General features: G+C 70.5%; 11 protein-coding genes. 4 read left to right on the forward strand and 7 right to left on the reverse strand.

Annotation, left to right across the window (positions count from 1 at the left end; genetic code table 11):
* Window positions 1-145: 145 nt before the first annotated feature.
* A complete protein-coding gene (locus ACWF9Z_RS24795; RefSeq protein WP_453605299.1) occupies window positions 146-1528 on the reverse strand; it encodes a glycine--tRNA ligase in 1383 nt (460 codons plus the stop codon).
* A 156-nt stretch (window positions 1529-1684) separates the two neighbouring features.
* Here ACWF9Z_RS24795 and ACWF9Z_RS24800 point away from each other — a divergent pair, with 156 nt between their 5' ends.
* Genes ACWF9Z_RS24800 through ACWF9Z_RS24815 form a run of 4 tightly spaced genes read left to right on the forward strand, consistent with a single transcriptional unit; the run spans window position 1685 to window position 4857 of the window.
* On the forward strand, window positions 1685-2674 hold the full coding sequence (locus ACWF9Z_RS24800) for a metal ABC transporter substrate-binding protein (protein WP_453605301.1): 990 nt from the start codon (window positions 1685-1687) through the stop codon (window positions 2672-2674).
* Between the two features lie 32 nt (window positions 2675-2706).
* Complete coding sequence (locus ACWF9Z_RS24805) at window positions 2707-3501, forward strand: metal ABC transporter ATP-binding protein (protein ID WP_453605303.1); 795 nt, start codon at window positions 2707-2709, stop codon at window positions 3499-3501.
* Window positions 3501-4367 carry a metal ABC transporter permease gene (locus ACWF9Z_RS24810; RefSeq protein ID WP_453605304.1) on the forward strand — a complete coding sequence of 289 codons (867 nt, stop codon included), beginning with the start codon at window positions 3501-3503 and terminating at the stop codon, window positions 4365-4367. The genes ACWF9Z_RS24805 and ACWF9Z_RS24810 overlap by 1 nt, the downstream gene beginning before the upstream one ends.
* A gap of 58 nt (window positions 4368-4425) precedes the next feature.
* Complete coding sequence (locus ACWF9Z_RS24815) at window positions 4426-4857, forward strand: Fur family transcriptional regulator (RefSeq protein WP_453605306.1); 432 nt, start codon at window positions 4426-4428, stop codon at window positions 4855-4857.
* Window positions 4858-4920: 63 nt separating this feature from the next.
* Here ACWF9Z_RS24815 and ACWF9Z_RS24820 read toward each other — a convergent pair whose 3' ends face one another.
* The 6 genes from ACWF9Z_RS24820 to ACWF9Z_RS24845 form a co-directional block, all read right to left on the reverse strand.
* Window positions 4921-5457 carry a hypothetical protein gene (locus tag ACWF9Z_RS24820; RefSeq protein ID WP_453605308.1) on the reverse strand — a complete coding sequence of 179 codons (537 nt, stop codon included), beginning with the start codon at window positions 5455-5457 and terminating at the stop codon, window positions 4921-4923.
* Between the two features lie 22 nt (window positions 5458-5479).
* The gene (locus ACWF9Z_RS24825; protein ID WP_356650127.1) at window positions 5480-6304 is read right to left on the reverse strand and encodes an isoprenyl transferase; all 825 of its coding nucleotides are present in this window, start codon (window positions 6302-6304) and stop codon (window positions 5480-5482) included.
* Window positions 6305-6315: 11 nt separating this feature from the next.
* Complete coding sequence (gene recO, locus ACWF9Z_RS24830; RefSeq protein ID WP_449482024.1) at window positions 6316-7062, reverse strand: DNA repair protein RecO; 747 nt, start codon at window positions 7060-7062, stop codon at window positions 6316-6318.
* Between the two features lie 52 nt (window positions 7063-7114).
* Entirely contained in the window at window positions 7115-8428 is a 1314-nt protein-coding gene (locus tag ACWF9Z_RS24835) for a phospholipase D-like domain-containing protein (protein ID WP_453605310.1), read from the reverse strand.
* A gap of 114 nt (window positions 8429-8542) precedes the next feature.
* The gene (locus ACWF9Z_RS24840; protein ID WP_453605312.1) at window positions 8543-10108 is read right to left on the reverse strand and encodes a nucleobase:cation symporter-2 family protein; all 1566 of its coding nucleotides are present in this window, start codon (window positions 10106-10108) and stop codon (window positions 8543-8545) included.
* A gap of 531 nt (window positions 10109-10639) precedes the next feature.
* Complete coding sequence (locus tag ACWF9Z_RS24845; RefSeq protein ID WP_453605314.1) at window positions 10640-11335, reverse strand: TerB family tellurite resistance protein; 696 nt, start codon at window positions 11333-11335, stop codon at window positions 10640-10642.
* Window positions 11336-11626: the final 291 nt, after the last annotated feature.

Raw genomic sequence — 11626 nt, forward strand, 5'->3', positions numbered from 1 at the left:
GCCGCCCTGGGGCGCGCCCCCCCCTCCGCCCGGGCCCGCCCCCCCCCCCCGCCCCCCCCCCCCCCCCCCCCCCACCCCCCCGCCCCCCCCCCCGGGCGCGGGGGGCGCGCCCCCCCCCGCGCCACAGCTGTTCCTGCGGAGGGACCTAGCAGCCGAGCAGACGGCTGCCGAGGTAGCTCTGGATCTGGTCCAGGGAGACGCGCTCCTGCTTCATGGTGTCGCGCTCGCGCACGGTCACCGCGTTGTCGTCCAGGGTGTCGAAGTCGACGGTGACGCAGAACGGCGTGCCGATCTCGTCCTGGCGGCGGTAGCGGCGGCCGATGGCGCCCGCGTCGTCGAACTCGATGTTCCAGAACTTGCGCAGGTCGGCGGCGAGGCCCTTGGCCTTCGGCGACAGCTGCGCGTTGCGGGACAGCGGCAGGACGGCGACCTTGACCGGGGCCAGGCGCGGGTCGAGGCGCATCACGGCGCGCTTCTCCATGACGCCCTTGGCGTTGGGGGCCTCGTCCTCGTTGTACGCGTCGAGCATGAAGGCGAGCATGGCGCGGTTGACACCGGCCGCCGGCTCGATGACGTACGGGGTGTAGCGCTCCTTGGACTCCTGGTCGAAGAACACGAGGTCCTGGCCGGAGGCGGCGGAGTGGGCCTTGAGGTCGAAGTCGGTGCGGTTGGCCACGCCTTCGAGCTCGGAGAACTCATTGCCACCGAAGTTGAAGCGGTACTCGATGTCGGCGGTGCGCTTCGAGTAGTGGGACAGCTTCTCCTTCGGGTGGTCGTACCAGCGGATGTTCTCCTCGCGGATGCCGAGGTCGCGGTACCAGTTCCACCGCTCCTGCATCCAGTACTCCTGCCACTGCTCGTCCTCGCCCGGCTTGACGAAGAACTCCATCTCCATCTGCTCGAACTCGCGGGTGCGGAAGATGAAGTTGCCGGGGGTGATCTCGTTGCGGAAGGACTTGCCCATCTGCGCGATGCCGAACGGGGGCTTCTTGCGCGAGGCGGTCATCACGAGGGCGAAGTTGGTGAAGATGCCCTGGGCGGTCTCGGGGCGCAGGTACGCCTTGGAGCCGGTGTCCTGGGTCGGGCCGAGCTGGGTCTCCAGCATGCCGGAGAACTGCTTGGGCTCGGTGAACTGGCCCTTCACGCCGCAGTTGGGGCAGTTGACGTCGGCCAGACCGTTGGCGGGCATGCGGCCGTGCTTGGCCTCGTACGCCTCTTCCAGGTGGTCGGCGCGGTGGCGCTTGTGACAGGAGGTGCACTCGGTCAGCGGGTCCGAGAAGGTCCCGACGTGGCCGGAGGCCACCCAGACCTCGGGCGCGAGGATCACGGACGAGTCGAGGCCGACGATGTCCTCACGCCCGGTGACCATCGCCTTCCACCACTGGCGCTTGATGTTCTCCTTGAGCTCGACACCGAGCGGGCCGTAGTCCCAGGCGGCCTTGGAGCCGCCGTAGATCTCACTGCACGGGAAAACGAAGCCACGGCGCTTGCTCAGGCTGACGATGGTTTCGATCTTGTCGGCGGCCACGGTGCTCTCTTCATTTACGAGGACGAACGGCGAAGCCTCAAGGTTACCGGCGCCCGCACCCTCCCTTTCAAATCGGGACCCCGTCGACGGCCGCTCCGCACCCCCCCTCACCGGCCTTGTTGACAATCGTTTCCATCTTTGATGAAAATGGATGTCATGAACGTACGACGCCTCATACCCACCGCCACCCTCGCCGGAGCCGTTGCCCTCGCCGCCACGGCCCTCACCGCCTGCTCGGGCGCCGCCGGAGCCGCGGACGACAGAGACGGCAAGCTCCAGGTGACGGCGTCGTTCTACCCCCTGCAGTTCCTCGCCGAGCAGATCGGCAAGGACCACGTGAAGGTCAGCACCCTGACCAAGCCCGGGGTCGAGCCGCACGACCTGGAGATCACCCCGAAGCAGACCGCGCAGCTCGGCGAGTCCGACGTGGTCCTCTACCTCAAGTCGCTCCAGCCCGCCGTCGACAAGGCCGTCGCCCAGTCCGGCGTGAAGGACGTCGTCGACGCCGCCACCCTCACGACGCTGGAGAAGCGCGACTCCTCCGGCCACGACCACGCCGCCGAAGAGGGCCACACCGAAGGCGACGGCCACGACCACGACCACGGCCACAGCCACGGCGAGGCCGGCGAGGACCCGCACGTCTGGCTCGACCCGGCCAAGTACGCGGAGATCGCCAAGGGCGTCGGCGCGGCCCTGGAGAAGTCCGACCCCGGCCACGCCGCGGACTACAAGAAGAACACCGAGGCGCTGATCGCCGAACTGGGCGCGCTCGACACGGAGTTCAAGGACGGCCTGAAGAACACGGCCTCCAGGACCTTCATCGTCACCCACTCCGCCTTCGGCTACCTCGCCGAGCGCTACGGCCTCGACCAGGAGGGCATCTCCGGCGTCGACCCCGAGTCCGAGCCGAGCCCCGCCCGGATGAAGGAACTCCAGGCCGTCGCGAAGAAGGACAATGTGACGACGGTGTTCTTCGAGACCCTGGCCAGCGACAAGACGGCCACGTCCCTCGCGCACGACACCGGGCTGAAGACCGATGTCCTCGATCCCCTCGAGGGCCTCACGGACAAGTCCCAGGGCGCCGACTACTTCGAGGTCATGCGGTCCAACCTGAAGAACCTGCAGAAGGCACTCGGCAGCAAGTAATGGCATCAGTAGCAGCAACGGAGGCGCGAGCCATGGAGTCCGCGAAAACCGCGACGGCGGCCGATCAGCCCGTCATATCCCTGCGCGGGGCCACGGCCTCGCTCGGCTCGCGCCCCGTGCTGCGCGGCATCGACCTGACCGTCCGCCGCGGCGAGGTCGTCGCCCTCCTCGGCGCCAACGGTTCCGGCAAGTCCACGGCCGTGCGCGCCGTGGTCGGCCAGGTCCCGCTGACCGACGGCGAGCTGTCCCTCTTCGGCACCGAGTTCGCGCGCTTCGGGGACTGGTCGCGCATCGGGTACGTCCCGCAGCGCACCACCGCCGCCAGCGGGGTCCCCGCCACCGTCCGCGAGGTCGTCACCGCCGGCCGGCTCGCGCGCACCCGCTTCGGGTTCCTGCGCAAGGCCGACAAGGCCGCCGTCGAGCGCGCGCTGGAGAGCGTCGACATGGGCGGATACGCCGACGCCTCCGTCAACGCCCTGTCCGGCGGGCAGCACCAGCGGGTGCTCATCGCCCGCGCCCTGGCCGTGGAGCCGGAGCTGCTGATCATGGACGAGCCGATGGCCGGCGTGGACCTGGCCAACCAGGAGGTCCTGGCGAAGGCCCTGCGCGCCCAGGTCGTCGCCGGGACCACCGTCCTGCTGGTCCTGCACGAGCTGGGCCCGCTGGAGCCGCTCATCGACCGCGCCGTCGTCCTGCGCGACGGATGCGTCACGCACGACGGCCCGCCCCCGGAGGCCGTGGGGCAGCACGCGCTGCCCGGCCACGACCACGTACACCCCCACGCGGCGCACGACGCCGAGCCGCTCCGGACGGGACTGCTGAGCTGATGGACCTCCTGAACTACGCCTTCATGCAGCGGGCACTGATCGCCGCCGCCCTGGTCGGCATCACGGCCCCCGCGATCGGCACGTACCTCGTGCAGCGCCGCCAGGCCGTCATGGGCGACGGCATCGGGCACGTGGCCATGACCGGTGTCGCGCTCGGCTTCCTGCTCAACGCGAGCCCCGTGTGGACGGCCACCCTCGTCGCGGTCATCGGCGCGGTCGGCATGGAGCTGATCCGCTCCCGCGGCAGGACCAGCGGGGACATCGCGCTCGCCATGCTCTTCTACGGCGGCCTGGCCGGCGGCGTCATGATCATCAACCTGGCTCCGGGCGGCTCCACGGCCAACCTGACCAGCTACCTGTTCGGCTCGATCACCACCGTCTCGGCCGAGGACATCACCGCGGTCGTGGTCCTGGCCCTGTTCGTCGTCGCCGTCACCCTGGGCCTGCGCCGCCAGCTGTTCGCCGTCTGCCAGGACGAGGAGTTCGCCCGGGTCACCGGCCTGCCGGTGCGCGCGCTGAACCTGCTGATGGCGGTCACCGCCGCCGTCACCGTCACCGTCGCGATGCGCATCGTCGGCCTGCTGCTGGTCAGCGCCATGATGGTGATCCCCGTCGCCGCGGCCCAGCGCGTCACCCGGGGCTTCACCGCCACCCTGACGGTGGCCATGGTGATCGGCGTCCTGGTCTCGCTCTCCGGCACGGCCGCCACGTACTACATCGACGCCCCGTCCGGCGGCACGATCGTGCTGCTCGCCATCGCCGTCTTCATGGTCACGACGGCCGTTTCGACCCCGCTGGCCCGGCGCCGGGCGAAGGCCGCACGGGCCGGCGAAGAGGTCTGCACGCGGCAGGACGCAAGAGTCTGAAAGCCTGGGACCCCGGCCGCCTGGCACAATGGGCCGAGGCCTAGACGAGGAGGAACCGGTGGCGACTGCGCCTGGCGAGACGAATACCGCGCCAGTACGAGGACGGTCCACCCGGCAGCGGGCCGCGGTCGCGGCCGCGCTGGACCAGGTGGACGAGTTCCGCAGCGCCCAGGAGCTCCACGACATGCTCAGGCACCGCGGCGACTCCGTGGGCCTGACCACCGTCTACCGCACCCTGCAGTCCCTCGCGGACGCCGGCGAGGTCGACGTCCTGCGGACCAGTGACGGCGAGTCCGTCTACCGCCGCTGCTCCACCGGGGACCACCACCACCACCTGGTCTGCCGCAAGTGCGGCAAGGCGGTCGAGGTGGAGGGTCCGGCCGTGGAGAAGTGGGCGGAGGCCATCGCGGCCGAGCACGGCTACGTGAACGTCGCCCACACGGTGGAGATCTTCGGCACCTGCTCCGACTGCGCGGCACCCGCCGCCTAGGACGTCTTCTTCCGAAAGGGACGACCTAGTGCCGCGTCAGGCAACGTTCGCCCCGTCGCGGCACTAGAGCTTGCGCAGGTTCCGGTCGAGGATCGCGCGCAGCCGGTCGACATCGGCGGGCTCCTGGGCTCCCCGCTTCGGCAGCGCCGTCAGACAGCTCGCGCGCGGGCCCCCGACCAGGACGAAGAGCTCCGGCGTCTCGGCGTAGTCCGTGAAGAGCTTCCAGTCGGACGTGTGCGCCATGCTCCCGCCCGTGGTCGCCGCGCCCCGCTCGTCGACCACCGTGCGGCATTCCCCGTAGTGGGCCAGCACGGCGTGGAGCCGACGCGCCATGGTGCGCCGGCCCCGTACGACACCGAGGAGCCCGGCGCCGAGGCCCAGGACCGCGCTGACCGCGACGACGACCGGCAGCATCCCCCGGAACAGGCCGAACGCCACCACGATGACCATCGTCATCAGCGGCAGCAGAACGGCCTCCGCCCGGCCCGCCCCGGTCCGCCGGGCGCGGACCCGGACGGCCCCCTGAAGGTCCTCGACCGTCGGCCGGTACACGAATACGGCCTGCTCGGTCTGTTGCGCGTGATCCCCACTCCGGTGCATGGCACAGGAGCGTAGGCGACGCTCAGGCCGGGGTCCCCGGCTCCCCCTGGTTCGGGACGGCGCCGCCGAAGCGGCGGTCGCGCTGGGCGTACTCGTAGCAGGCCGCCCAGAGGTTGCGGCGGTCGAAGTCCGGCCACAGGACGTCCTGGAACACCATCTCGGCGTACGCGCTCTGCCAGAGCAGGTAGTTGGAGGTGCGCTGCTCGCCGCTGGGGCGCAGGAAGAGGTCCACGTCCGGCATGTCCGGGTAGTACATGTACTTCGCGAAGGTCTTCTCGTTGACCTTCGACGGGTCGAGCTTGCCGGCCGCCACATCGCGCGCGATCGCCTGCGCCGCGTCCGCGATCTCCGCGCGGCCGCCGTAGTTGACGCAGAAGTACAGGGTCATCGCGTCGTTGTCGACGGTCTGCTCCTGCGCGACCTGGAGCTCCTGGACGACCGACTTCCACATCTTCGGCATGCGGCCGACCCAGCGGATGCGGATGCCCAGCTCGTTCATCTCGTCGCGCCGGCGCCGGATGACGTCGCGGTTGAAGTTCATGAGGAAGCGCACCTCGTCGGGCGAGCGCTTCCAGTTCTCCGTCGAGAAGGCGTACAGGGAGAGGTTCTTGACACCCATCTCCAGGCAGCCCTTGAGCACGTCGAGCACGACGCCCTCGCCCACCTTGTGGCCCTCGGTGCGCGGCAGTCCGCGCTCCTTGGCCCAGCGGCCGTTGCCGTCCATGACGACCGCGACGTGGTTCGGGACCAGCTCGCCGGGGATCTTCGGCGGGCGCTCACCGGACGGGTGCGGCTCGGGAACCTTGTACTCCCGGCGAGAGCGTCCCAGAATCCCGCGTCGTGCCATGTGTCCAGCTCCTATTTCTCGACGTATCGCAGGGAGCGTAGCCCGCGCTCCAGGTGCCAGTGCAAATAGGCCGAGACCAGCCCGCTGCCTTCCCGCACGTGACGCGGCTCGCACGCGTCGGCGTGGCCCCAGTCGCCCGTCAGCAGGGCGCTGAGCAGGGCGATGGCCTCCGACGAGGGTACGACGCTGCCGGGGACGCGGCAGTCGCCGCATATGACCCCGCCCGCGCCGACCGAGAAGTGCCGGTTGGGGCCGTGGAGTCCGCATTTGGCACAGTCGTCGAAGCTGGGCGCGTAGCCGTTGACGGCGAGGGAGCGCAGCAGGAAGGCGTCGAGGATGAGGTTCGGCGCGTGTTCGCCCCGCGAGAGGGTGCGCAGGGCGCCGACGAGCAGCAGGTACTGCTGGACGGCGGGCTCGCCCTCGTGGTCCGTGAACCGCTCGGCGGTCTCCAGCATCGCGGTGCCCGCGGTGTAGCGGGCGTAGTCGGTGACGATGCCGTTGCCGTACGGGGCGATGATCTGGGTCTGCGTGCAGAGCGGCAGGCTGCGGCCGATCAGCTCGTTGCCACGGGCGAAGAACTGCACGTCGGCGTGGGAGAAAGGTTCCAGCCCGGCGCCGAACTTGGACTTCGTGCGCCGGACCCCGCGGGCCACGGCCCGGACCCGGCCGTGCCCCCGGGTCAGGAGCGTGATGATGCGGTCCGCCTCACCCAGCTTCTGGGTGCGCAGCACGATGCCGTCGTCGCGGAACAGACTCATGGCCCCATTGTCGCGTACCCCGCCGACGGGGCGGGGTACGCGAGCGCGGGGATCACGTCAGCGGGACGCAGCTGCCCGTGCGGGGCGGGTTGTAGCCCGGGAAGCCGTTGAGCTCGCGGTCGAAGTTGTCCTCGAAGTCGCGGTAGACGGCGTGGTCGTCGATCTTCAGGATCGTCTCGTCGTAGCCGCGCAGCGAGGGGTAGGTGTAGTTCTGGCTGCCGGTGAAGACGAGCTCCCGGTTCGGGACCTTGTCGTACGTGCCCTCGATCAGCAGGTACTTGGAGTGGAGTCCGTACGCGGGTACCTGGTCCGGCGCGGAGCTGCAGGCGCCGAGGTGGTTGAGCCCGCCGCGCGTGAGGATGTCCTTGGTGGTCGAGCCGATGCTGCCGGGCTCGTTGTTCAGGAAGACGTAGACCTGGCACTTGGCGGCGCGCAGCTGGACGAGCCGGTCGGCGACCTGGGTACGGGTGAAGGCGAACATCGCGACACGGATCTTGGTGGCGCCGCCGGCGCAGTCGACGGGGGCGAGCAGGTCCAGGACGGTGTCGGTGGCGGGTTCCGCGTAGGGGTCCTCGCCGGTCTCGCGGCGGGGGCCGAAGTAGGCGGTGTTCGGGCCCGCGGGGACGACCTGGTGGTAGTCGGGCTTGCCGGCGGCGGCCGTCGAGTACGCCAGCTGGTCGGCGAAGTACTTCTGGTAGGCGTCGTAGAGCGGGCCGTCCGGGACGGTGACGGCGTTGTTGTAGTACTTCGTCTTCTGGGTGTCGGTCAGGTTGGCCGAGGTCTGGAAGACGATGCCGGAGACGGCGTCGACCTTCTCGAACAGGAAGTACTTGTTGTGGTTGATCGGGTCGCTGTTCTTGATCTCCTTGGCGGGGCGGCCTCCGACGCAGCCGCGGAAGCGCGGGCAGGCGTAGACGTAGGAGTCCTTGGTGCGGTCCACGCCGAGCTGGCGGACGAGCTTGGGGAACTCGCTGGCCACGCCGGTGGCCTTGGTGTTCTCCGGGGCGAGCCAGTCCGCGCCGGGGACGGGCAGGGCCGCGCTGTCGAGCAGCAGGCGGACCTTGACGCCCTTCTTGTTCGCGTTGACCAGGGCGTCCGCCACGGCGCCGTCGGTGAACAGGTACATCGATCCGGTGATGGAGGTGCCGGGCTCGGCGTGGTCGACGAGGTCGATGAGCCGGTCGCGGATCTCGTCAGTGTTGCCCTCGCGGGGGTTGTTGAAGAGGGCCTGCGGCGTGGCCGCGGCGACGAAGGCCGGGTCGCGGACCTGGTAGTCGGCGGAGTGGGCCCCGCTCGTCGACAGGAGCGAGGCGACGGCTGCCAGCGCGGTGGCCGCCGCCACGCGGCCGAGGGCGCGTATGCGCATGGAGGAAGATCCGTTCGTCCGTGAGAGGAAAATTGGATCTTACGGGGGCCCTACATCCGCGACGTCGGCGTCCCCCGGCGGGCGCGGGCCCGACGGGGGACGTCCCCCGGAGGGTCAGGCGGTCGGCGTGGGGGCGGCGGGCTCGCCCTCGGCCGACTGGGCCGGGACGGCCGCGGTGGGCCGCTCGCCCTCTTCGGCCGCGTCCGGTTCCGCGTCCGCGGCGTCGGCCGCCGCCGCGTCGGCCAGGGGGGAGGCGGTCTCGGGGGAGGCGGTCTCGGGGGAGGCGGTCTCGGGGGAGGCGGTCTCGGGGGCGGTCCGCGGATCGCCCTTGCCCAGACCGTTGAAGATCAGGTTCAGCACGATCGCGGCCGTCGCGCCGAGCGTCACGCCGCTGTTGAGGAGCGAGGAGAGGTCCGCGTCCATGTGGTCCTTGAAGAGCACCGGGACGGTGGCCGGGAGCAGGGCGAAGGCCAGGGAGACGCCCACGACCAGCGCGTTCTTCTCCTCCTTGAGGTCGACCTTGGCCAGGGTCTGGATACCGGCCAGGGCCACCATGCCGAACATCACGGTCGCGGCGCCGCCGAGGACCCCGTGCGGGACGGCGGCCACGATCGCGGCGGCCTTCGGGAGCAGACCGAGGACGATCATGAAGACGCCCGCGGCGACCACCGCGAACCGGCTCTTGACCTTGGTCATCCGGACCAGGCCGACGTTCTCGGCGAAGGCCACGTACGGGAAGGAGTTGAGGATGCCGCCCAGCGCGGTCGCGGCGCCGTCCGCACGCAGCGCGCGGGCGACGGTCTCGCTGTCGATCTCCTTGCCGACGATGTCACCGACGGCGTAGGTGTCGCCGGTCGTCTCGACCATGGTGATCAGCATGACGATGAGCATCAGCAGGATCGGGAACCAGGCGAACTTCGGGGCTCCGTAGTGGAACGGGGTGGTGATGCCGATCCAGTCCGAGTCGCTCACGTCGCCGAACTTGGCGTCGCCGAGCAGGAAGGCCACGAGGGTGCCGCCGACCAGGCCGAGCAGGATGGAGATGCTGGAGAGGAAGGGCTTGCCGAGCTTCATCAGGACCAGGATGAAGAGCATCGTGCCGCCGGCGTAGGCGAAGTTCTCGGGGTCTCCGAAGCCGGGGCTGCCGACGCCGCCCGCGGCGTCGTTGAGGCCGACCGGGATCAGCACGATGCCGAGGACGGTGATCACCGTGCCGGTGACGACCGGCGGGAAGAGCCGCATGACCGTGCGGAAGGCCTTGGGGGGCAGCCAGGCGAAGGCGAAGGTGGCGATGCCGGCGGTGATGACCGCGCCGTAGACGACGAGGAGGCCCGCCGTCCCGCCGCCCGCTCCGAGGCCGATGGCGATCATCGGCGACACCGCGGTGAAGGTGACGCCCTGGATCAGGGGCAGCCGCGCGCCGATCCGCCCGATGCCCCACGCCTGGATGATCGAGGCGATGCCACAGGTGAAGAGGTCGGCGTTGATGAGGTAGACCAGCTGCTCGGTGGTGAGCCCGAGGGCCCCACCGACGATGATCGGAACGATCACCGCACCGGCGTAGAACGCGAGTACGTGCTGGAAGCCGTACAGCGCGAGCTTGGGGAGGGGGAGCACCTCGTCGACCGGGTGCGTGCTCTGCTCTCCGCTGACGGAAAGCGGTGCGGCGACACGTGCCATCTCTGCCTTGCCCTTCAATGAGGTAGGTAATCGAGAGGAATCTGGTGATCCCTGGCCGGAGTGGGTCGCTAACCCGTTGGTCCGTCAGGGTGGTCAGTGCGTTCACGTGAATCGAAGCCCCGCGGTGTTACCGCCGGCGTCTCGTCGTGTGACCGGAATTGAACGCCTGTGGGGCCGCTCACAGATATCGTCGACTTCTACAAAGTGTTGACGCGCGAAGGGGCCCGATCTGTAGGTTTCTCCGGTGGTGGAGGTTCCCGGGGTCGGCTATGGCCAAGGGTTCACAGAACCGCCGGTTTCCCTGCGCGAACGCGAAGGACCCGCGCCGTGACGTGCGAGTGAGCGCCTCGCCGCCGTTCGGCCGCGCAAACAAGAGGGCGCTCTTCCCACCGTCCACATGATGGAAACACCCCGCACGGACCGCGTGCCCGCGCGGTTCACCCGGTCCGGAAAAGGCGCGGAATCGAGGGCGCGAGGCCCGATCGTTATCTCAGGACGTGCCGGTTTCGGCCGAACGGCCCGGCCCGAGCCCTACGGCGCCCGGACCGCCGACAGGAGCCGCGCCACCTCGTCCGCGTCGATGCGCAGCGCCGCGCCCACCGTCGCCAGCACCTCGCGCTCGGCGGGGATGTACGGGCCGTCCGCCAGCGCGACGCGCGCGCCCTGCAGCAGGATCGATTCGCGTCCCGGGGCGGCCAGGTGCGGGGCGAGGGGTTCGAGGACCTCGTGCAGCTCGATGGAGAGCGCGGCGCCGCAGCAGTCCGGGCCGTCGTAGAGCCCGAGCCGGCCCTCGTCCGTGGCCAGCGCGTCCACCAGGGACTCGAGCTGCTCCTCGGTGCAGTCCTGGAACCCGGCGGACCGTACGGCGCCCACGGCGGCCTCCAGCGCGCTGCGCGAGGCCGTCCCGCCGGCGGCCAGCACGGCCAGCGTCACCGTGTGCACGGCGTCGCGCAGCAGGGCGGAGAACCGGGTGGTGGTGAGGTGGTCCAGGACGTCGGTGGAGAAGCGCTCGCGGCAGCCCTGGCACTCGACGACGGGTCCAGCCTGCCCGCGCGGCAGCAGCGGCACCCCGAGGACGGTGAACCGGCGGCGTCCGGTGCGACGGCGGTAGTTGCGGTCGCCACCGCAGTCAGGGCAGAAGAACTCCCCGTCCCCCACGGTGCTCCAGGTGGTACGCATGCCCCAGACCGTCAGCTTCCGGCCTTCCCCACCCCGAACTGGCAGCACGTCGCACCTCCGTAACCTTCCGGCAACATCGCCGGGTTGGCGTGATGTTAGCCACATCAATGAGGATGCGTCAGCAGTGTGACAGGACAACATCCTCCGCGGGCCCGTACTTGGCCGATCTGCGCCCCCCGTGCACGCCCCCCGCGAGGGCCTGCCGCGGCGCCCTGCCGGGGGCCGCCGCAGACGGCGCGGCCCCCCCCCCCCGGGGGGGGGGCGGGGGGGGGCGGCGGGGGGGGGGGGGGGGGGGGGGCCGGTCGGGGGTCAGGGACCCCCCCGGGGGTGGGCGGTGTG

The sequence above is a fragment of the Streptomyces sp. NPDC054961 genome, assembly GCF_053609145.1.

Coding starts and splice junctions, on each gene's coding strand:
- ACWF9Z_RS24805 (WP_453605303.1), top strand. CDS start 2,707: ATGGAGTCCGCGAAAACCGCGACGGCGGCCGATCAGCCCGTCATATCC.
- ACWF9Z_RS24835 (WP_453605310.1), bottom strand. CDS start 8,428: ATGCGCATACGCGCCCTCGGCCGCGTGGCGGCGGCCACCGCGCTGGCA.
- recO (WP_449482024.1), bottom strand. CDS start 7,062: ATGAGTCTGTTCCGCGACGACGGCATCGTGCTGCGCACCCAGAAGCTG.
- ACWF9Z_RS24820 (WP_453605308.1), bottom strand. CDS start 5,457: ATGCACCGGAGTGGGGATCACGCGCAACAGACCGAGCAGGCCGTATTC.
- ACWF9Z_RS24825 (WP_356650127.1), bottom strand. CDS start 6,304: ATGGCACGACGCGGGATTCTGGGACGCTCTCGCCGGGAGTACAAGGTT.
- ACWF9Z_RS24800 (WP_453605301.1), top strand. CDS start 1,685: ATGAACGTACGACGCCTCATACCCACCGCCACCCTCGCCGGAGCCGTT.
- ACWF9Z_RS24810 (WP_453605304.1), top strand. CDS start 3,501: ATGGACCTCCTGAACTACGCCTTCATGCAGCGGGCACTGATCGCCGCC.
- ACWF9Z_RS24840 (WP_453605312.1), bottom strand. CDS start 10,108: ATGGCACGTGTCGCCGCACCGCTTTCCGTCAGCGGAGAGCAGAGCACG.